General features: G+C 39.9%; 17 protein-coding genes. 2 read left to right on the top strand and 15 right to left on the bottom strand.

Annotated features, from left to right (window positions below):
* Nucleotides 1-118: 118 nt before the first annotated feature.
* Nucleotides 119-1468, top strand: coding sequence for an exodeoxyribonuclease VII large subunit (gene xseA / locus QZ488_RS13425; RefSeq protein ID WP_293749536.1), 1350 nt, complete (start codon nt 119-121; stop codon nt 1466-1468).
* A 195-nt stretch (nt 1469-1663) separates the two neighbouring features.
* The gene (locus tag QZ488_RS13420; RefSeq protein WP_293749533.1) at nt 1664-2599 is read left to right on the top strand and encodes a response regulator; all 936 of its coding nucleotides are present in this window, start codon (nt 1664-1666) and stop codon (nt 2597-2599) included.
* Between the two features lie 92 nt (nt 2600-2691).
* On the opposite strand, the gene der is transcribed toward QZ488_RS13420, so the two are convergent.
* From der to tig, 15 genes are all read right to left on the bottom strand, one after another.
* Nucleotides 2692-4143, bottom strand: a complete 1452-nt coding sequence (der, locus tag QZ488_RS13415) for a ribosome biogenesis GTPase Der (protein ID WP_293749531.1) — start codon at nt 4141-4143, stop codon at nt 2692-2694.
* A 96-nt stretch (nt 4144-4239) separates the two neighbouring features.
* Entirely contained in the window at nt 4240-5469 is a 1230-nt protein-coding gene (gene bamB, locus QZ488_RS13410) for an outer membrane protein assembly factor BamB (protein ID WP_293749528.1), read from the bottom strand.
* A 10-nt stretch (nt 5470-5479) separates the two neighbouring features.
* Nucleotides 5480-6103, bottom strand: coding sequence for a tetratricopeptide repeat protein (locus tag QZ488_RS13405; RefSeq protein WP_293749526.1), 624 nt, complete (start codon nt 6101-6103; stop codon nt 5480-5482).
* A 71-nt stretch (nt 6104-6174) separates the two neighbouring features.
* On the bottom strand, nt 6175-7455 hold the full coding sequence (hisS, locus tag QZ488_RS13400) for a histidine--tRNA ligase (protein ID WP_293749524.1): 1281 nt from the start codon (nt 7453-7455) through the stop codon (nt 6175-6177).
* A 133-nt stretch (nt 7456-7588) separates the two neighbouring features.
* On the bottom strand, nt 7589-8707 hold the full coding sequence (ispG, locus tag QZ488_RS13395; protein WP_293749522.1) for a flavodoxin-dependent (E)-4-hydroxy-3-methylbut-2-enyl-diphosphate synthase: 1119 nt from the start codon (nt 8705-8707) through the stop codon (nt 7589-7591).
* A gap of 31 nt (nt 8708-8738) precedes the next feature.
* The gene (locus tag QZ488_RS13390) at nt 8739-9716 is read right to left on the bottom strand and encodes a RodZ domain-containing protein (protein ID WP_293749520.1); all 978 of its coding nucleotides are present in this window, start codon (nt 9714-9716) and stop codon (nt 8739-8741) included.
* A gap of 9 nt (nt 9717-9725) precedes the next feature.
* Nucleotides 9726-10904 (bottom strand): type IV pilus biogenesis/stability protein PilW, encoded by a 1179-nt coding sequence (gene pilW / locus QZ488_RS13385; RefSeq protein WP_293749516.1) that lies wholly within the window; start codon nt 10902-10904, stop codon nt 9726-9728.
* A gap of 33 nt (nt 10905-10937) precedes the next feature.
* Nucleotides 10938-12080, bottom strand: a complete 1143-nt coding sequence (locus tag QZ488_RS13380; protein ID WP_293749549.1) for a bifunctional tRNA (adenosine(37)-C2)-methyltransferase TrmG/ribosomal RNA large subunit methyltransferase RlmN — start codon at nt 12078-12080, stop codon at nt 10938-10940.
* A 125-nt stretch (nt 12081-12205) separates the two neighbouring features.
* A complete protein-coding gene (gene ndk / locus QZ488_RS13375) occupies nt 12206-12637 on the bottom strand; it encodes a nucleoside-diphosphate kinase (protein ID WP_007623325.1) in 432 nt (143 codons plus the stop codon).
* 434 nt (nt 12638-13071) lie between these two features.
* Nucleotides 13072-14952 (bottom strand): SurA N-terminal domain-containing protein, encoded by a 1881-nt coding sequence (locus QZ488_RS13370; protein ID WP_293749511.1) that lies wholly within the window; start codon nt 14950-14952, stop codon nt 13072-13074.
* Nucleotides 14953-15199: 247 nt separating this feature from the next.
* On the bottom strand, nt 15200-15472 hold the full coding sequence (locus QZ488_RS13365) for an HU family DNA-binding protein (RefSeq protein ID WP_293749509.1): 273 nt from the start codon (nt 15470-15472) through the stop codon (nt 15200-15202).
* Nucleotides 15473-15710: 238 nt separating this feature from the next.
* The gene (gene lon, locus QZ488_RS13360; protein WP_293749507.1) at nt 15711-18077 is read right to left on the bottom strand and encodes an endopeptidase La; all 2367 of its coding nucleotides are present in this window, start codon (nt 18075-18077) and stop codon (nt 15711-15713) included.
* A 172-nt stretch (nt 18078-18249) separates the two neighbouring features.
* Entirely contained in the window at nt 18250-19527 is a 1278-nt protein-coding gene (gene clpX / locus QZ488_RS13355; RefSeq protein ID WP_293749504.1) for an ATP-dependent protease ATP-binding subunit ClpX, read from the bottom strand.
* Nucleotides 19528-19624: 97 nt separating this feature from the next.
* Nucleotides 19625-20269: an ATP-dependent Clp endopeptidase proteolytic subunit ClpP gene (gene clpP, locus QZ488_RS13350; RefSeq protein WP_293749501.1), complete on the bottom strand. Its 645-nt coding sequence runs from the start codon at nt 20267-20269 to the stop codon at nt 19625-19627.
* Between the two features lie 90 nt (nt 20270-20359).
* Nucleotides 20360-21615 (bottom strand): trigger factor (gene tig / locus QZ488_RS13345; RefSeq protein WP_293749499.1); only part of this gene is annotated, 1256 nt, incomplete at its 5' end.

The following is a 21615-nucleotide window of genomic DNA, read 5'->3' as shown; positions in this document are numbered from 1 at the left end:
CGCAATTCTAGCGGCTTTAGGCATGTCAGTCTAGATAAATATCAAAGGATATATGTCAGAATTAAGATTAAATCAGGTAAACTTAATAATAATGTTTTTTTAGAGATCTCATCAATCAATGTTTCCTGCCCAAACCACCACAAAAAACATCTTAACGGTAAGTAAACTCAATCGTTTAGCTCGTTCGGTTTTAGAAGCTGAAATTGGCCAGATATGGCTGTCGGCTGAGATTTCAAACTTTGTCGCTGCTGCGTCTGGCCACTGGTACTTCACCCTTAAGGACGATCGCGCTCAAGTCAAAGGCGCTATGTTTAAAGGAGCAAACCGAAAAGTCCACTTGAAACCCAAAGAAGGTGACAAAGTGTTAGCCAAAGCGAATATTGGTCTATATGAACCTAGAGGAGATTACCAACTTATTGTTGAACATATGGAGCCGGAAGGTGAAGGGCAACTTAAACAACAATTCGAAATGTTAAAAAGGCAATTAGCCTCTGAAGGAATATTTGCCCAAGAATATAAAAAGCCCATTCCCGAGTTTGTATTAAAAGTCGGTATCGTTACTTCACCGACTGGTGCTGCGTTGCATGATATTTTAACTGTATTACAACGCCGTAACCCTGCTATTGAAGTGGTTATCTACCCTAGCCAAGTGCAAGGTGATAGTGCAGCATCACTTATTTGTAACGCGATTACTCAAGCAAACCTGAGAAACGAAGTAGATGTATTAATCGTTGGTCGAGGGGGCGGTTCTTTAGAAGACCTCTGGTGTTTTAACAATGAACAGGTTGCGAGAACGATATTTGCTTCTAGTATTCCGATAATAAGTGCGGTCGGTCACGAAATAGATGTAAGTATCGCTGATTTTGTGGCCGATATGCGAGCACCAACTCCTTCGGCAGCTGCCGAACTGGTCAGTCAGGATCAGTCTACATTGCACCATAAAACTCTCGTCCTACAAGACAAATTAGTCAAAGCTTTTAGTCGTTTGCAACAGGAACGGGGGCACAAATATCAGAATATAAAACAGCGATTGCTGCAAAACCACCCACAAAAACAACTCGAACAAAAAAGTCAGTATGTCGACCAAATTCAAGCCACTTTGCAATATACAATCAAACAAAAACTAACTCAGGCAAAACAACAACAAACACATATAAATAGCAGACTTGCATTATCTTCGCCCCAGAAACTAATGCAACGTCATCAGCTAGGACTAATGGAACTACAGTCAAAGCTACACAAAAATTGCCAACAGCTAGTTGAGAATAAAAAACAAAAATTACTCAATAACATGCATTTATTGGATACCGTGAGCCCATTGGCAACCCTAGCACGAGGTTACACTATCAGCTTTAAGCAAGGTAAAATAGTGAAAAACACTCAACAAGTTCAAGTCGGCGATACATTAGTAACGCGTTTAGAATGTGGGGAAATACACAGCGAAGTTAATCAAATTAATGAGTCTTAACTTCCATTCAAATATGACTTTTATACATATTCCGCTTTTATTCGAGCGTATTTTTTACCCGCTAGGAATAAACACGAGAAGTTAAATTACCAACTTTATTTGGTATGCAATTTAAGTGGGAATCGTGCGTTTTTTAAGCTAAATTACCCCACATAATTTTTGCTCTCTGTTTAATAAAAAAGGGTTACTACTATCATGAAGGACGACAACTCTTTATCAATTTCTGATACAGAAATGTTGAGAGCTATTGTATTGGTCGTTGACGACGATCCGACAACAACAGATTTTTTGGTACAAACCTTATCTCCCTATTACCGCACGTTTTCTGCTCACTCGGGAGAAGATGCCATTGGTTTTTGTGCCACTCATGCTCCTGACTTGGTTATTTTAGATCTTCATATGCCCGTTCTGGACGGATTACTGACTTGTAAGATGCTAAAAGCGATACCAAGTATGATTAATTGTCCCATACTGTTTTCCACCTCAGATTCCTCCACTGAACAAGAAATAAAATGTTGGGATGCAGGTGCAACCGATTTTGTTTGTAAACCGATCGTTGTGCAAACATTAGTGAAACGTATTCGAGTACATGTTCAAACTAAGATGCAAAACGATCTTATTGAAAACATGGTGTTTATTGATCCTCAAACTGGTTTATACAACAGACGATACTTTAATGATTGTTATGAAAAGCAGATCTCTTTGGCAAAAAGAAAAGACGCCCCATTATCACTGATAATGTTTGAATTAAAAAATAGCGATTTATTTGATAAGCAACAAAGTACACCAATTCCAGCAAAACATTTAAGAACATTGGCTGAGCTAATATTGGAAGAGTTAAGTCGCCCTACTGACACTTTAATCAGATATAGCGAAAGTGAATTTGCGATTTTATTACCTGATACTTACATATTTGGTGCCAAACACATCATTCAAAAAGTATTGATCGCAATTTCAGAGCTAAAAAATAAAAGTGATGATTCAACATTTGAAAAAATAGACATTGCAGCGGGGATGGCCTCTCTCGAAGCCCTACAAAAAAATACGAACTTAATCGAACTAGTAGAAAGAAACCTGTCGCAAAATAAACAATCGGGTAATGCAATGGTGTCACGTTACTACAGAAACTAACGTAACACCTACCCTGACTTGGATTGAAGCACCAAGCAACCAAGTCAGGCTTTTTTACACCATTATCAATACTACTCCCTAATGATGATTAGCTACTTTGCATTTTTATGCATTCGCATAAGCTGTCTGCGTTTACGACGCTGAGAGTCATTCAGAGTGCTATGATCTGTTTCAAAAGGATTTGCGCCTTCTCTAAATTCGATTTTAATCGGCGTCCCCATTACTTTTAATGATTTGCGAAAATAATTCATCAAATAGCGTTTATACGAGTCAGGTAAATCTTTGAGTTGATTACCATGGATCACGATGAGTGGTGGATTGTATCCACCTGCATGGGCATATTTCATTTTAACTCGGCGTCCACGCACCATTGGTGGTTGATGGTCCTCTTGTGCCATATCCATAATACGGGTCAACATTGAGGTGTTAACGCGTTTGGTGGCTGAAGCATACGCTTCCTGCACCGATTCAAATAAATGCCCTACCCCTGTACCGTGTAAAGCTGAAATAAAATGTAAGCGGGCAAAATCAATAAAGCCTAAACGCCTGTCTAACTCACGTTTAATTTCTTCTTTAACGTCTTTATTTAGACCATCCCATTTGTTGACTGCTACAACCAACGAACGCCCCGCATTCAGGATAAAGCCTAACAAACTTAAATCTTGGTCGGTAATACCTTCCTGTGCGTCAACAACAAATAACACCACATTCGATTCTTCGATGGCTTGCAATGTTTTGACTATAGAAAACTTTTCTACTGCTTCTGAAATATTTCTACGTCTTCTTACACCAGCCGTATCAATTAAAATATATTCTCTATCATCCCGCTCCATTGGAATAAAAATACTGTCTCGCGTTGTACCGGGCTGATCAAAAACCACCACACGTTCTTCGCCTAATATACGATTAGTCAATGTAGACTTACCCACATTAGGTTTACCAACAATCGCCAATTTGATTGGCAAGGCTTGTAATTTGGCGAGTTGCTCATCAGCATCTTCTTCCTGAAGTTCTTCATCACTTTCTTCAGGAATGTGCATATCGGGAAATTGCTCGGCGATAGGTGCAAGAGAGTGTTGAAGTAATTGTGTGACGCCTCTGCCGTGTGCGGCAGCAATCTGATTCACATCACCCAAGCCTAGCGCGAAGAAGTCGGCACTTTCGCTGTCACCATCAATGCCATCCACTTTATTAGCAACCACATAAACCGGTTTTTCTTGTTTACGAAGATGCTCTGCAATGCCTTGATCGGCTGCTGTCATACCAGTACGCGCATCAACTAAAAACAACACTACATCGGCTTCTATAATGGCCAACAATGACTGTTCGGCCATTGCTACATCGATGCCTTGCTCGTCACCACTAATACCGCCAGTATCTACCACAATAAAGTGTAGACCTTCATATTTGGCAGTACCGTATTTTCTGTCCCGCGTTAAGCCGGGAAAATCAGCCACCAACGCATCTCGTGTGCGAGTGAGACGATTAAACAAGGTAGATTTTCCAACATTTGGGCGGCCAACTAAGGCTACAACGGGTAACATAAATACATATCCTGTAGACAAAAACGGCTTGGAAACATTCCAAGCCGTTAAAAATAGTAAGTGTGATTATTCAGCGAATATCACACGAAATTTGCTCTATAGTGTTTTAATAGCCACTAACTTTCCATCTCTGGTTTGGGTATATAAGACGTCTCCATCGACCACTGGAGAGTGGTAAATACCTTCATCTTCATCATCATCACCCACTTTTAATCGCGCAACAATTTTACCGTCAGCTTGATCAAACCAATGTAAATACCCATATTTGTCGCCACCCACCAAATAGTTTCCTACAGGTGTGACACCTGTCAACAACCGTTGCTTAAGTGCACCTTGGCTCCATAACTCAACACCATTACGACTATCTAAGGCAAACACATTACTATTTATATCGACTACAAATAGTGTGCTGCCAGATATTGACATGTGACGGTAAGACTTATATTCACGCTTCCAAATAACTCGCCCAGTGCGTAACTCAACTGCGGCAAGTGTGCCGTCATAAGAAATAGCGTAAACATTGCCCCCTGCGACCAAAGGTTCGCTATCGATATCCACAATTCGTTCTAACTCGGTCACCCCAGTCGCTGCGGAAATTACCTGTTCCCATGCAGTTTGTCCCGTTTCAAGGATATTGACGACCAGTTTGCCGGTTGCAGTGCCTATTATAGCACCGCCGTTAACTGCTGCCGGTGAAGACACACCACGTAAAGACAAAGGAGGTACATCAGACTCAGAAGACCAAACTTCTTCGCCATCATCTGCATTTAAGGCAAATATAAATCCAGACCCAGTATTAATAAGTACAATACCCGCTTCAATAGCAGGTGCGGCTAACACTTCGCCTTTAACGGTTGTAATCCATTTTTGCTCACCGGTATTGGTATCTAGCGCGACCACTTCACCATTTTCGGTGCCAAAAAATACGGTTTCATAGGCAACACTTAACCCACCCGCAATTTTGGCCGATAAACCATTCGACCAGAGATTACTTATGCCTGAGGTCAATCCTTTATCATCAAAAGTTGCAAAGTTTTTAGACCATACTTTTTTACCTGTAGCTTGATCAAATGCACTGACCGCACCTTGGCGGTTTGCCGCAAAAACTTTGTCATAAGCGACAGCTGGTTTTAGTTTTGAGTAAAATTTACCAATTCCTTGGCCCAAATCTACAGACCAAGATTCAGTAGGAGTAAATTGTGCATCAATAGGCTTTAGCCTGCGAATTTCTAGCTCTTCTTCATCGTAAAACCAATTACTAATTGTTGTACAGCTTGATAACAGAACAGAACAGGTTAACAGTAAGAATAAAAAAGATTGCTTCACTATTTTCACCTTAGCCATTTGCCACAACAGCTAAATTATCTAGCTTCATTTTCAAAACTTGATCTCGCTCATTACTTTCTAAAGCTGCACTATAAGCGGCTCTGGCTTTATCAAATAATTGTTGGGCTTGATATACATCACCCTTAATCTCTTGGCTCTGACTTTTAAAAGCTTGGTCTGTTACCTTATCAGCACTGCTTAAGGCTAGCTCTAACTCACCTTGTTCTATTTGGATACGAGCTAAACGAAGCTGTGCTACCGATTGAACGGCCGATAACTTTGCATTACTGACAACAAACTCTAACTGTTTAGCCGCTTCAGTTAAATCTTTACGTTCAATGGCCTGTTGGGCCATTTCTAAAGCCATTAACATGGCATAACCGGTGTCACTATGACCATCAATAAAGGTTTTGGCTTTACTGAAACCCGCCTCTCCTTTTAACAGTTCTTCAGAAGCTTTTTCATAAGCGAAAGAAGCTTGCTCTTTCGCAGCAATTTGAGAGTCGTTATACCAACGCCAACCTAAAAGACCACCCAAGCCCAAAAATGCACCAATCACTAGCGCTACACCGTTCTCTTTCCAAAAGCGTTTAATGGCTTCAATTTGTTGCTCTTCAGTTTCGTACTGTTCCATCATCCATTCCTATTACTGCTTGGCCATCGAAAATTTGATGGCACATAATGTTAATTCAAAAATTTACGCTGTTAGACATTAAATAGCTTTTGCGTAAAGTGAGCTAATTCGTTAATCGAAACTGTTTCTTGTGGTTGCTTCTCGCGCAAGTATTTAACAGCAACTTGCTGTGACGCCATCTCATCCTGACCGATGATTAAAGCGATACTGGCACCACTTTGATCAGCACGTTTCATCTGTTTTTTAAAATTCCCACCACCACAATGGTTCATTACTTTTATTAGCGGTAGTTCGTCTCGTAATGATTCACTGATATGCCTGGCATATTGTTCAACCGACTCATCCATAGCCGTGACGTAAATATCTACTACTGAGTCTAGGTTCTTGTCTAATTCTAATGTTTGCAACATCAAAACTAAACGTTCTAGCCCCATGGCAAAACCTACGCCTTGTGTGGTTTTACCACCAAGTTGTTCAACTAAACCGTCATATCGCCCACCAGCACATACCGTTCCTTGCGCACCTAAACTATCAGTCACCCACTCAAATACAGTGCGATTATAATAATCGAGCCCACGTACCAAAGCTGGGTTAACTCGGTATTTGATACCTAAGTTGTCTAAACGTTCACACAATCCTTGAAAATGTTTAGCCGACTCTTCATCAAGGCAGTCAATTAGTTTTGGTGCATCTTTTACTGCATTCTGTACTTGTGGATTTTTACTATCGAGTACACGTAATGGGTTGCTCTGTAAGCGTCTTAGACTATCTTCATCCAGCTCAGATTCACGGGTCTTCAGAAAGGCCACTAGTTGTTCTTTGTAAGCCACTCTCGCCTCAGCAGAACCAAGAGAATTAATTTCTAAGGTAACGTTTTCACTGATCCCAAACTTTTTCCACAATCTAGCACTGAGCAATATCACTTCGGCATCGATATCTGGCCCAGCTAAGCCAAACACTTCTACACCAAATTGATTGAACTGCCTGTAACGTCCCTTTTGTGGGCGTTCATGGCGAAACATTTGGCCCATATACCAGAGTCGCTGCTGTTGGTTATACAATAAACCGTGCTCGTTTCCAGCTCGCACCACACTTGCGGTGCCTTCGGGTCGTAGTGTAAGACTGTCTGAATTGCGATCGGCAAAGGTGTACATTTCTTTTTCGACAATATCGGTCACTTCACCTATGGAGCGTTTAAATAAATCTGTGCTTTCAACGATAGGCGTGCGAATTTCTTGATAACCGTAACTGGCGACGACTTGGCGAATACTCGATTCAACGTACTGCCAAAGCCCTGATTCAGTTGGCAAGCAGTCGTTCATTCCTCGAATAGCCTGAATTTGTTTCGACACTAAAAATAATCTCTTATGCAATAATTAGAAAAAGCCACGCATTATAGGGGCTTTATAGATAAACGTAAAATAATGAAGCTGAAAAACGCATAAAAAATTGATGAAAATTTAGCGATGATAATCAGCTAGTATATTAACCTAACTGCTTTACTTCAATCTTACGGCTTTCATCAAGCTGATTGGCTTTGGCACGAATACGTTTTTCAAGTTGGTCGACTAAATCATCATTCGACAAACGCTCTTTTTGCCGTATGCCATCTAAGTAAAAACCACTCATATTACGTGCGCCTGTTAAGCCCAGATCTGATATTTCTGCTTCTCCTGGGCCATTCACAACACAACCAATAATGGATACATCCATTGGAGTAAGTAAATCTTCCAAGCGCTGCTCTAGGGCATTCACCGTACTAATCACATCGAACTCTTGACGGGAACAACTTGGACAAGCAATTAAGTTAATGCCTCGAGAACGGATACGTAATGACTTTAATATATCAAAACCGACTTTGATTTCTTCAATAGGATCAGCTGCCAACGAAATACGGATTGTATCGCCGATTCCCTCTGCGAGTAACATACCTAAACCAACCGAACTTTTAACTGCACCAGCACGAATACCGCCAGCTTCGGTAATACCTAAATGTAATGGTTGATCAATTTGTTTCGCCAGCAAACGATATGCCCCAACCGCTAAAAATACATCCGAAGCTTTGACACTGACCTTAAATTGATCAAAATTTAGTTTGTCCAAAATATCCACATGACGCATTGCAGATTCAACTAAGGCTTCTGGTGTAGGCTCACCATATTTTTCTTGTATCTCTTTTTCTAAAGAACCACCGTTCACACCAATACGTATCGGAATTCCTTTATCTCTGGCACAATCCACTACTGATCGAACTCTGTCCATACTACCAATATTGCCAGGGTTAATTCGCAAACAATCCACACCATATTCTGCCACTTTTAAGGCAATACGATAATCAAAGTGAATATCCGCAATCAATGGCACTGTGACTTGCTGTTTGATTAATTTAAAAGCTTCAGCAGCATCCATAGTAGGTACAGACACCCTGACTAAATCGCCACCTACAGCTTGAATTCGATTGATTTGCGCCACAGTTGCGTCAACATCTGTGGTTAAGGTATTAGTCATAGATTGCACGGCAATGGGTGCACCATCACCTATAGGTACATTACCTATATTGATACGTTTGGACGGTCGGCGTTTAATCGGTGATTCAGCAAACATAGTGATAACTTAGCTCTATTTATTTGTTCAATTATTCAGACAGGGGTAAATCAAATTTGGCAATGCGCCCAGAAGGCAAAAAAGACATATCTAAGGGTTCGCCTGCATAACTAATCTTCACCACCTCTGGCGCACCTAACGTCACGACGAAAGGAGGAATACCCGTGACCGGCATGGTTCTACCGCTCACTTTTACGCCGTATGCAATATTTTCACCTGTGGCGTCAGACAAATTCATCCAGCAGTCACCAGAAAACTCAAATATCAACTCAACGGGCGCGGCTGTTTCTATAACGGTCTCTTCTATTACATCTGCCAAAACAGCGGACTGACTTGCATCATCCACCACTTCTGTATCAATAGATTGATTTTCAAGACCTTGCTCATCAATCACGGCAGGAAGCGTGGCTTCCATAGTGTTAACCGCAGAGTCATCGACAGGTTTATTTTCTTCAGCATCTACTGATAATAAGGAGTCAGCTTCCAGCGTTGACAATTCTTCGACTGGCAAAACGTCAGGGGCAATAGGATCTTGAGTAAGCGTTTTTTGTGCAACAGTTTCTGGATATTTATTTTCATTTGAATCTGTCGTAACAGAAGTAGAACTTTGTTGAAACCACCAAATAACGACTAGCGCAATGACCGCTGCCACAATCAAATAAGTGACTAACATCAACTTGTCATCATTGGCTTGATTAGCCACTCTACGAGAAAAGCTTTGTAGCTTGGCAGGCTCTGTATTCTGAGTACTTAATTTTTCAAAAGCGTTAAGGATCTCTGATTCATCTACTTGCACGTGTTTTGCGTAGAGCTTTAGGTACCCTCTAACAAACGTTAACGAAAGATTAATATCGTAGTTGTCTTGTTCAATATCTTCAATTAGGGTGCGTTTCAATTTCATTTTGTCAGCAATGTCTTGGCTCGACAACTTAGCGCGTTCACGAGCCTGTTTGAGTATCTGACCAGGCCCTTGAATAACCGTTTCTTGCTGTTCTTCTTTATCTATCATAGCTTAGCTTTACTCTACAACGCTTGGGGCAACTAAAGACAACTTCTTACCTTCAAAAATAGCCGACGCATCAGCTAAACCATTCCAGTCTATCAGACGTTGCATTCTGATGTTGTAAAGAAGCGATATCCGATAAAGGTTCTCTCCGTTAGCAACAATATGAAAGTCGGGTGTTTGCAAAATATCAGCTTCTGAAACCTGCTCTGCCAATCGTTCAACCACTTCTTCATTGGGTTGGGCAACTTCATTAGTCTGTATTTTACTTTCTTTTTCGCTTGTTATTAAATCGTTTCTCTGTGACTCTGCCAAAGCATTACTTTGTGAGTTTTCAATGGGATTAGGTTCAACTTTCTCTGCTGTTTTTTTCGATATTTTTGCTAATACAGATGGCTTTGGTTTTTGAGTTATCACTTTAATCGCCGACTGTTGTTCAGTTAACATCGATTTAGTAACTGGATCATTAGGAAATATCTTAAATAACATATCCGAGTACCCCATTGCAGCAATCTCGTTGCCGGTACCTTGCTCTATTTGGATGGCCATCAACAGACTTTGAGGACTTATTTGAGATGTTTTTTCATAACGTCTTAGAATAGCTCTGGCTTCTTGCCATTGCTGCGTTTCAATCAACGACCGACTAAGCAGAAACAAACTGTTTGATCTTCCTGGTTGATGATTAACCGCACTACGTAAATATTGAATGGCGTCTTCAGGTCGGCCTTGGCTTCTGCTGCATAAAGCTAGATTTTCATAGGTTTCGGCGCTAGAAATATAACTACTGGTATTCACCGCTTTTAGAAAATACTTTTTGGCTTTTTCATAATCGCCATTTTGACATAAAAACGCCCCATAACTATTGGCTATGTTGGCATTTTTAGGTTCAAGATCCATTGCAAATTGATAGGCTTCTTCAGCTTGCTCCAATTCTTCAACACTTTGATAATAATAAGCCATAGCAAAATTAGCATCTGCTGACCTTGGTGCAAATTCTAATGCTTTGTCCAAATTAAATTTTGCTTGGCTATAGTTACCATTTTTAAGGTAAGTTAAACCGAGAGAAACACGTGTTTTAGCCGCTTTAAGATGATCAAAATTTTGACCAAAGCTTTGATCATTTTGACTGACACAACCGCTGAGCAGCATCAGCAAAATAAAGATAACACTGATATATTTTAGTATGAAATTCATTGGGACCTGTTTGAGCTATTGCCGATAAAAAATCTATTGTGTCATCTTGACTGAAATTTTCTCGCCCTTCAGCTGTTTTTTCAACATTCTTTTTGTGCGGTCCACTACCTCACCGACTAATTGGCCACAGGCAGCATCGATATCGTCACCTCTTGTGCGGCGAACTACGACTATCAGGCCATATTCCATAAGGACCTTAGCAAATCGATCAATTCGTGAATTACTAGAACATGTATAGGGAGAACCTGGATAGGGATTAAACGGAATAAGATTTAGTTTACAAGGTGTATCTGCCAATACTTTTGCCAATGCATGAGCTTGATCGGTACTGTCATTAATCCCGTTTAACATCACATACTCAACCGTGACTTTACCTTGGTTGGCGTTTGACTTGGCCAAATATCGTCTAACACTGGCTAAAAACACTTCAATCGGATATTTTTTATTAACCGGAACAAGTACATCGCGTAATGCATCATCAGGCGCATGTAAGGATATTGCCAATGCTACATCTATTTGGTCACCTAACATATCAAGTGCGGGAACCACACCTGAAGTACTCAACGTCACCCTACGTTTTGACAAACCAAAAGCAAGGTCATCCAACATCAGCTCCATGGCCGGCACTACGTTTTTCACGTTCAGTAAGGGCTCACCCATGCCCATCATCACTACATTGGTGATGGGACGTTTTGCAGTATCGTTGTTCAAACCTATAGTTGTAGCCACTCGCCAAACTTGACCAATGATTTCAGACACTTTTAGATTCCGATTAAATCCTTGCTGAGCCGTAGAACAGAAAGTACATTCCAACGCACAGCCTACTTGTGAAGATACACATAGTGTTGCTCTATCACCGTCAGGGATCCAAACTGTTTCAACTTCTTGACCGCCTTCTAGTTTCAAGGCAAATTTTATGGTGCCATCTGAAGCATTCTGTTGATAGGCAATTTCTGGGGCCTTAACTTCACATTTTGCTTGGAGTTTAGTCCGCAAGACCTTATTCAGATTAGTCATCTGCTCAAAATCCGCTACACCTTGCTGGTAGATCCATTTCATAACTTGTTCTGCTCTGAAGGGTTTTTCTCCCATCTCATTAAAAAAGGCACGTAAACCTTCTCGAGTTAAATCAAGTAAGTTTATTTTTTTAATTTGCGGTGTTACCACTTCAGTTATCACAATGAACCTCGATACTCAGACTAAACTATTGCTATTTTAACCGATTGCTCAGTTTTTGCAGCATATACAACAAATAACACAAAAGGGAGCCGAAGCTCCCTTTAGTTAAGCAAATTTTAAGCTTAACGAGTGCGTGGACAGATTTCTTCATCACTAAAGAAATAAGCAATTTCACGAGCAGCTGATTCAGGTGCATCTGAACCATGACAAGCATTCTCATCAATTGAAGCAGCATAGTCAGCACGTAAAGTGCCAGCTAAAGCTTCAGCTGGGTTAGTAGCGCCCATTATTTCACGATTTTTAAGAACAGCATTCTCGCCTTCTAGTACTTGAACCATTACAGGGCCAGAGGTCATGAAAGAAACTAAAGCACCAAAAAAAGGACGTTCGCTATGCTCAGCATAGAAACCTTCTGCTTGCTCTTTGCTCAAATGCAGCATTTTTGACGCCACTAATCTTAGACCGGCAGACTCAAAACGATTGTAAATTGCACCGATAACATTTTTAGCAACTGCATCAGGCTTGATAATAGAAAAAGTGCGCTCTAAGGCCATTTTCTTAACTCCAGTATTAGTAATATTTCGTCTTAATATTTTGTCCCTAAAGGACAGTTAAAAAGACAGATAAAATTTCGCGCGGATTATATGCAATTAGACGACAAATACCTAGTATAGATTGCATATTATTCTGTTCCCCCTAAAATCAGGGCTGGCATAATTTAAAGACGAGGTAATCTTGATTAAATTTTTAGTGCTTATTCCTGTTGTGTTGTGTTTGTTTTGGTTTATGTATTTAAAAAAGAAGAACTACAGCATGGGGGATGGTAAACAAGGATTTATATATATTTTTATTTTTTGTGCGGTAATTGCAGTGTTCTACAGTTCCCTATTGTGGATTACAGAATAAGGCAAACAGACTGGTAACCTAAATAATCAATAAATAAAAAAAGAGCGATAATCGCTCTTTTTTTATTCTGCATTAATTAATGCTATTGGAATATCTCAATATCCGCTTGCGCTTTTAAGGACTCAACTACAGCACCATATAATATTTGAGACTTGCTAGAAGCTAGACGAGTTTGTAATAGCGTCATTTGCTGATCATTTGCTTCTGCTGCTGGATTAACTTTAACCAGTTGCACAAGACTAATATCACCTGTGATTAAATCAACAACACTTGAATCTGCAGCAGATAACCTGAACAAAGCATCAACAATAGTCTGAGACAATGCCGCATCATTACGAGTGACACCTTGTTTCTCTTCCCAACTTAACTCAAGAGCGGTTAGTTTAGCATCGACATCGGCACTACTATCAACCAAAGCCGTCTTCACTTCTAATGCCCAATCTCTAGCAGCCTGTTGTGCTGCTTGTGAGGACAATGTCAGCTGAATTTGTGCTGTCACCTCGTCCATAGCTTTGGTACGTTCAGGCTCATGTTCGGCTACTCTAATCACCATTATGTGATTGCGGCCTAACTCAATTATGTCACTATTTACTGCATCTTCGATTAATTCAACACTAAACGCAGTGTTTAAAATATTTGGGCTCGACACCGCCTCTGGGGGGTTAATACGACTAAACAAAGCAGTAGTATTGATTGTTTTACCCGCAATGTCGGACACTTCGTCTAAATTATCTGGCACTTCAAAGGCCACTTCAGCAACCCTTTGGCTGATTTCGTAAAACTTCTCTTCAGCCTTAAATGTTTTCACTTTCGTCGTAATATCTTCTTTAACATTATCGAAGGCAATAACTTGCTCTGGCTTAACATCAGTTAATTTAATAATGTGATAACCAAACTCACTTTTGACTACAGAACTCACATCGCCTTTGTTAACTAATGAAAAGGCGGCTTCTTCGAAAGCAGGATCCATAATGCCTTTACCAAACCAACCTAAATCACCACCATTTTCCGCGCTGAAAGTGTCGCTTGAGAATGTTTTAGCTAATCCAGCGAAGTCTTCCCCAGCTTGAATTTTAGCCAGTACTTCTTCTGCCTTAAGAGCAATGGAATCGTCTTGATCTGCACTTTCAAACAAAATATGTGCCGCTTGACGTTCTTCCTCAGAACGATAATCAACTAAATTTTGTTCGTAATACTCAACAAGTTCCTCTTCATTGACTTCAATCGAAGGCAATAAATCTTCTAGTTGAAGCTCAACATAAGACAAACTAACTTTTTGCTCTGTATCAAATTGACTAATATTGCTTTGATAATAAGCTAAGATTTCATCATCACTGATGTTAACTTGTTCAATGAATTTAGCCGCTGGAATATTTACATAACGAATATCACGGGTCTGTTGTTGCATAAGGTGTGCTGTTTTTGCTTCGCTTGTTAACGCGAACTCAGTTCCCATTAAAGACCGTGACAGTTGCCTGCGCACCATATCAACACGCATGTAGTCTCTAAAGTTATTAGTCTGAAACCCTGCTTGGCGTAAAATGGCCAGATAACGATCATTATCAAACTTACCATCTACTTGGAATTCTTGCATACCCACTATGGCTGACTTAATTTGCTCATCGCTGACTCTCAAGCCTAATTCTTTGGCGGCTTGGTCAAGAAGCTTCTCGCTAATAAGTCGGTCTAAGATACCCTGACGGAAGTTTTGTAGGTAAGCAGTATCACTTGCCAATGTGGCAAAGGCCTCACCAAACTGAGATTCCATTCGCGAACGTTCATTTTGATATGCTCGCTCCAACTCATCGAGGCCTATTTCTTCACCATTAACATTGGCTGCTGCGCCGGATGCAGATGAATTAATGTAACTACCTACTCCTGCAAATACAAAACTTAAAATAACTAATGCTAAGATCCCCATAGCCCAAGGGCCTTGTGATCCTTCTCTGATTCTTTCCAACATACTAAAGTCCAAACTCCAAATGAGCTGTTATTGATAAGTACTAAAGACAGCCTAGATTGGTTGTCTTAGTCGCAAGCGCGCGGGATTATATACCAACCGAGTGCATTTATTAATGATTGATCGCAGTGAATTAAAAATATTTGGCGAGCTTTAATATAGATGAAGATTAAAACAGGACCGACACAAACCGCACAAAAACAAAAGGCGATGATAAATCATCGCCTTTTAATACAAATGAACTAAATGATTAGTTGCAAGCGTCTTTTAATGCTTTACCAGCTTTAAACGAAGGTACTTTAGCTGCTGAAATTTGAATAGTAGCACCAGTTTGAGGATTACGACCACTTCGAGCGGCACGCTCACGTACAGAGAATGTACCGAAACCAACTAATGCAACTTGGTCTCCATCTTTAAGTGCTGTAGTTACAGCGCCAGTCAATGCATCAAGTGCACGTCCTGCAGCTGCTTTAGAAATATCTGCGCTTGCAGCGATGGTATCAATAAGTTCTGACTTATTCACAATATGAACCCCTTCAATTGTTATTATATTTACGGCCCGCACGATGCAGAGCCCGTCGTTTATATCAAGCATGAAACTGAACTTCAAGCTATATATTTACAAATCATTAACTTTCAATGAATCGTCTCAATCCCTTTCATGACAAGGCCTTAAAGGATTCTGCCACAAAGGCTACCATAACTATTTACATAGTGAAGCCCTTTCGATGAAAAAAAACCAAAAAAAGTCGCATTTATGCCTATTTTTTAACCTTCTTCACTTCAACTGGCTTAAATTTCTCCGGATGCTCGACTAAAGCCAAGGCTAAAACTTCATCAATCCATTGCACTGGATGGATACTTAAATCCTGTTTAACGTTGTCTGGGATCTCTTCTAAGTCACGTTCATTGTCTTTAGGAATAATGACCGTTTTAATTCCACCGCGATGAGCGGCTAATAATTTTTCTTTCAGACCACCAATTGGCAAGACTTCCCCTCTAAGGGTAATTTCACCGGTCATGGCCACGTCACACCTAACAGGGTTTCCAGTCAAAGTAGAAATCAAGGCAGTACACATAGCAATACCTGCACTTGGCCCGTCTTTAGGTGTTGCGCCTTCTGGTACATGTACATGTATATCGCGTTTTTCATGAAAATCACTATTAATACGCAGTTTTTCTGCTCGGCTGCGCACAACAGTCATTGCGGTTTGAATAGACTCTTGCATCACATCACCTAATGAGCCGGTAAAGGTCGTTTTTCCCTTACCTACTACTGATGTGGTTTCTATCGTCAATAATTCACCACCAACTTGCGTCCAAGCGAGTCCGGTTACTTGACCTATTTGATTAGACTTGTCGGCTTTACCATAATCAAAGCGCTGCACCCCTAAATATTCATTCAGATTATCTTGGCTCACTAACACTTTGGTTATATTTTTACCCAGCAAAATATTTTTAACTGCTTTACGACAAATTTTAGAAATTTCTCTTTCTAAATTCCTTACACCAGCTTCGCGTGTGTAATAACGAATAATGCCAATAATGGCACTTTCATCAATAACCAATTCGCCTTCTTTTAGTCCATTTCTAGATATTTGTTTTTCCATAAGGTGTTGAGTCGCAATATTCAACTTTTCGTCTTCGGTATATCCCGATAAACGAATAACTTCCATACGATCCAGTAACGGGCCTGGTATGTCCATGCTGTTTGAAGTAGCAACAAACATGACATCTGAGAGGTCATAATCTACTTCTAAGTAATGATCACTAAAAGTACTGTTTTGTTCTGGATCTAATACTTCTAACAATGCTGAAGACGGATCACCGCGCATATCCGATGACATTTTATCAATCTCATCGAGCAAGAATAATGGGTTCTTAACACCCACCTTGGCCATTTTTTGCACCATTTTTCCGGGCATTGATCCGATATATGTTCGACGATGCCCTCTAATTTCAGCCTCATCACGTACACCACCTAATGCCATACGCACATATTTTCTACCCGTTGCCCTCGCAATAGACTGTCCTAAAGAGGTTTTACCCACTCCAGGAGGTCCTACTAAACATAGAATAGGCCCCTTAAGTTTTTTAACTCGCTGTTGTACGGCTAGATACTCAATAATACGTTCTTTAACTTTATCTAGACCGTAATGGTCGGTGTCTAATATTTTATCAGCAGCGGCGAGATCTTTTTTGACTACGCTTCTTTTTACCCAAGGTACATTCGTTAACCAATCAATATAACTACGCACAACTGTTGCTTCTGCCGACATAGGCGACATCATCTTCAATTTAGCTAATTCAGCCGTTGCCTTTTTCTGGGCTTCTTCAGGCATTTTGGCATCAGTAATCTTTTTCTTCAGCGCTTCAAACTCATCTGGCGCATCGTCGAGTTCACCTAGTTCTTTTTGAATGGCTTTCATTTGCTCATTCAAATAGTACTCACGCTGACTCTTTTCCATTTGTTTTTTAACACGAGTACGAATTTTTCTTTCTACTTGCAGTAAATCAATTTCGCTTTCCATCAACGCCATTAGATACTCTAGGCGTTCTGTAATACCCAGCATTTCCAGCACTTTTTGTTTCTCTGACAACTTAAGAGGCATATGTGCTGCCATCGTATCAGCCAAGCGCGCGGCATCTTCAATTCCACTTAAAGAGGTCAACACTTCAGGTGGGATTTTTTTATTCAGTTTGACGTATCCCTCAAACTGAGAAATAGCCGAACGAATTAACACTTCTTGTTCTGACTCTGCTAATTCGGTGTCTGCAGAGCTAATTACTTCAGCGATAAAAAAGTCGTCCGTACTAACAAATGTATCAATCTTACCACGCTGATTGCCTTCAACTAACACCTTAACGGTGCCGTCAGGTAATTTAAGCAACTGTAATATGGTAGCTATAGTACCAACTGTGAATATGTCTTCTGCTTCTGGTTCGTCTACAGCGGCATCTTTTTGAGCGACCAAGAATATTTGTTTGTCTTTTTCCATCGCAGCTTCTAAACAACGGATAGACTTCTCACGCCCCACGAATAATGGGATAACCATATGTGGATATACCACTACATCACGTAACGCCAAAACAGGCATTTCAATGCGACTTTCTCGCTTTTTAGTCATACTTGATCTCGTATTAGGTCATTTAATATTACATCTATGCAATGTATATGGGGCTGGGCAGTTAAAGTTCAAATAAAAACTTCAAACAAAGCAGAATTAAGTGGAGAAAAGAACTTAATGACCGGTATATTTGTGCCAATAAAAAAGGCCCTTTCGGGCCTTTTGTTTGTTTTTATTCTGAAGCGGCTTTTTTATCAACACCGCTGTCGTATATCAAAATAGGTTTTGACTCACCTCGAATAACCGTTTCATCGATGACAACTTTACTCACGCTGTCCATTGATGGCAGGTCATACATAGTATCTAGCAATACAGCTTCTACTATGGAGCGCAATCCACGAGCACCAGTCTTACGTTGCATCGCTTTCTTAGCGATTGCTTGCAAAGCATCTTCTCGGAATTCGAGTTCAGTGTTTTCCATTCCAAATAACGCTGAATATTGTTTAGTTAAAGAATTTTTTGGTTCACGTAAAATTTGCACCAAAGCATCTTCACTAAGTTCTTCTAGACAAGTTAAAACAGGTAAACGACCGATGAATTCTGGGATAAGTCCATACTTTACCAAGTCTTCAGGTTCGACCTTTTTAAGCAACTCACCTTCTAAAGATTTATTGTTAGTCGTTTTAATTTCTGAAGCAAAACCAATACCGGTTCCAGTATTAGCGCGCTGCTCAATTACTTTATCTAACCCTGCAAAAGCTCCACCACAAATGAACAATATCTTAGACGTATCTACTTGCAAAAATTCCTGTTGAGGATGTTTTCTACCACCTTGAGGTGGTACTGAAGCGACTGTACCTTCAATTAATTTAAGCAGTGCTTGTTGTACACCTTCACCAGATACATCTCTAGTAATAGAGGGGTTGTCTGATTTACGAGATATTTTGTCTATCTCATCAATGTATACAATTCCGCGTTGTGCTTTTTCAACATCATAATCGCATTTTTGCAGTAACTTCTGAATGATATTTTCTACATCTTCACCCACATAACCAGCTTCAGTTAAGGTTGTGGCATCAGCCATAGTAAATGGCACATCTAACAATCTAGCAAGTGTTTCAGCTAATAACGTTTTACCACTACCCGTAGGGCCCATTAGCAAGATATTACTTTTACCTAGCTCTACACCTTCGTGCACATCGCCATTTCTTAAACGTTTGTAATGGTTATAAACTGCAACAGAAAGCACTTTTTTCGCATGCTCTTGTCCAATCACATAGTCATCTAGATGAGCATGTATTTCTTTCGGTGTAGGTAACTCATCTTGTTTTTTCTTAGGTGCGATTTCTTTTATTTCTTCTCGAATGATGTCGTTACATAAATCGACACATTCATCACAAATAAATACCGAAGGACCAGCAATTAACTTTCTGACTTCATGTTGGCTTTTACCACAGAACGAACAATACAAAAGTTTGTTGTCGCCATCGCTGCTTTTTTTATCACTCATTTACAATCTTTTCCTATCTCAGACTGACTCTACCAAAAGAGAGCCTACTAACTAGTTGAATGTAGTCTAATCTCGGGCTTATCACATAGTCACTTAATTATTTGTCGCTTTTTGTGTCAGCTTGACTGGTATCTGGTCTACTCGACAATACTTGGTCAATTAAGCCATACTCCATAGCGTCTGTAGCACTTAAGAAATTATCTCTATCAGTATCTTGCGCAACTTTTTCATAATCTTGCCCAGTATGCTGAGCCATCAAACGATTCATCTTCTCTTTGATAGACAGGATTTCTTTAGCATGAATTTCAAAATCTGAAGCTTGTCCTTGAAAACCACCTAAAGGCTGATGGATCATAACGCGAGAATTTGGTAAACAATAACGCTTACCTTTTTCACCGGCCGACAACAAAAATGCGCCCATACTAGCTGCTTGACCAATACACACAGTACTGACATTAGGTTTAATAAAGTTCATGGTATCGTAAATAGCCATACCTGCAGTCACTGAACCACCAGGAGAATTAATATATAAGAAAATATCTTTTTCTGGATTTTCAGCTTCTAAAAACAACATCTGAGCAACGATAAGATTAGCCATATGGTCTTCAACTTGACCAACTAAGAAAATAACATTCTCTTTCAACAAGCGAGAATAAATGTCGTAAGAACGTTCGCCTTTGGCAGTTTGCTCTACCACCATAGGGACTAACGCGTTTGTGGGATCAAAAGGTGTATTCATCATAAATTTAAATTCTTCACAAATAAAAATGCTCGGTAGTTACCGAGCATTTAAGCAGTTGCAGACTAGATAAGTCAATTAACAAAAGGCAAATTAAGCCTGTTTGTTCATGATCTCATCAAAAGATTTCTTAACTTCTTTAACTTTGGCTTGTTCAAGCAATAATTCAACCGCTTGTTCTTCCATCGCAACGTTATTCATTTGTTGCATCAATTCATCATTTGTTTTGTAGTATTCGACCACTTCTTGTGGGTCTTCATAAGCAGAAGCGGCAGTTGCAATCAACGCATCCACTTTAGCTGTATCTACTTTCATATCGTTGGTTTTAATCACTTCACCCAACAACAAACCAATACTTACGCGTTTACGGGCGTTTTCTTCAAATAAGTCAGCAGGAAGCTCTGGCATGTTGTCAACGTTTCCACCTTGTTGCTGGCTAAAACGTTGTTTAGCTTGTTCGCGTAACGCATTTATTTCTTGGTCAACTAATGCTTTTGGCAAATCAATTTGATTTTTTTCAAGTAAACCTGCAATAACTTGTTCTTTTACAGTCGCTTTCAAGGCTTGATCAAGTTCACGTTGCATATTTTTGCGCACTTCAGCATGAAGAGCTTCAATATCACCGTCTTCAATACCAAACAATTTAGCAAATTCTTCATCAACTTTAGGCAAGTCTAATTGCTCGACTTTTTTAATGTTAATAGTGAATTGAGCAACTTTGCCTTTTAGTTTTTCAGCATGATAATCTTCTGGGAAGGTTACATCAGCAATCACTTCGTCACCTGTTTTGTTGCCAACAATTGGCTTTTCAAAACCAGGGATCATCTTATCTTTGCCCATTTCAAGAGCGAAATCTTCAGCTTTACCGCCGTCAAACTCTTCACCATCAATAGTACCAACAAAATCGATAGTCACTTTGTCGTCTTTCTTAGCTTTACGTTTAACTTCTTTATAGTTGGCATGTTGCTTACGCAACGTGTCAATCATACTACTTAAGTCTTTATCACTGATTTCTACTGCTGGTTTTTCAATCTTAATTTTAGCAACATCTTTCACTTCAACTTCTGGATACACTTCGAAAGCAGCAACATATTCTAAGTCTTTACCATCTTCGTCAGTTTTCATTTCAAAACTAGGCATGCCAGCAGGAGTAATTTTCTCTTGAGTAATAGCTTCATAGAAGTTGCGTTGCATTACTTCACCAGCAATTTCCTGACGTACAGCTTGACCATAACGTTTTTTGATAACATTAACAGGAACTTTACCAGGCCTAAAACCATTAATTCTTTGGGTTTTAGCTAATTGCTGTAAGCGAGACTTAACTGCAGAATCAATTGACTCAGCAGGAA

This window comes from uncultured Paraglaciecola sp. (assembly GCF_913020055.1).
Classification (GTDB): Bacteria; Pseudomonadota; Gammaproteobacteria; order Enterobacterales; family Alteromonadaceae; genus Paraglaciecola.
The sequence above is the reverse complement of the archived record's forward strand: the minus strand, read 5'-3'. Positions and strand labels throughout refer to the sequence as shown.

Bases quoted from the DNA above. Each gene is read 5' to 3' on its own strand.
- clpX (WP_293749504.1), bottom strand. From the start codon at position 19,527: ATGAGTGATAAAAAAAGCAGCGATGGCGACAACAAACTTTTGTATTGT.
- QZ488_RS13420 (WP_293749533.1), top strand. From the start codon at position 1,664: ATGAAGGACGACAACTCTTTATCAATTTCTGATACAGAAATGTTGAGA.
- xseA (WP_293749536.1), top strand. From the start codon at position 119: ATGTTTCCTGCCCAAACCACCACAAAAAACATCTTAACGGTAAGTAAA.
- der (WP_293749531.1), bottom strand. From the start codon at position 4,143: ATGTTACCCGTTGTAGCCTTAGTTGGCCGCCCAAATGTTGGAAAATCT.
- ndk (WP_007623325.1), bottom strand. From the start codon at position 12,637: ATGGCCTTAGAGCGCACTTTTTCTATTATCAAGCCTGATGCAGTTGCT.
- QZ488_RS13370 (WP_293749511.1), bottom strand. From the start codon at position 14,952: ATGTTGGAAAGAATCAGAGAAGGATCACAAGGCCCTTGGGCTATGGGG.
- pilW (WP_293749516.1), bottom strand. From the start codon at position 10,904: ATGAATTTCATACTAAAATATATCAGTGTTATCTTTATTTTGCTGATG.
- clpP (WP_293749501.1), bottom strand. From the start codon at position 20,269: ATGATGAATACACCTTTTGATCCCACAAACGCGTTAGTCCCTATGGTG.
- QZ488_RS13390 (WP_293749520.1), bottom strand. From the start codon at position 9,716: ATGATAGATAAAGAAGAACAGCAAGAAACGGTTATTCAAGGGCCTGGT.
- QZ488_RS13405 (WP_293749526.1), bottom strand. From the start codon at position 6,103: ATGGAACAGTACGAAACTGAAGAGCAACAAATTGAAGCCATTAAACGC.
- lon (WP_293749507.1), bottom strand. From the start codon at position 18,077: ATGACTAAAAAGCGAGAAAGTCGCATTGAAATGCCTGTTTTGGCGTTA.
- ispG (WP_293749522.1), bottom strand. From the start codon at position 8,707: ATGTTTGCTGAATCACCGATTAAACGCCGACCGTCCAAACGTATCAAT.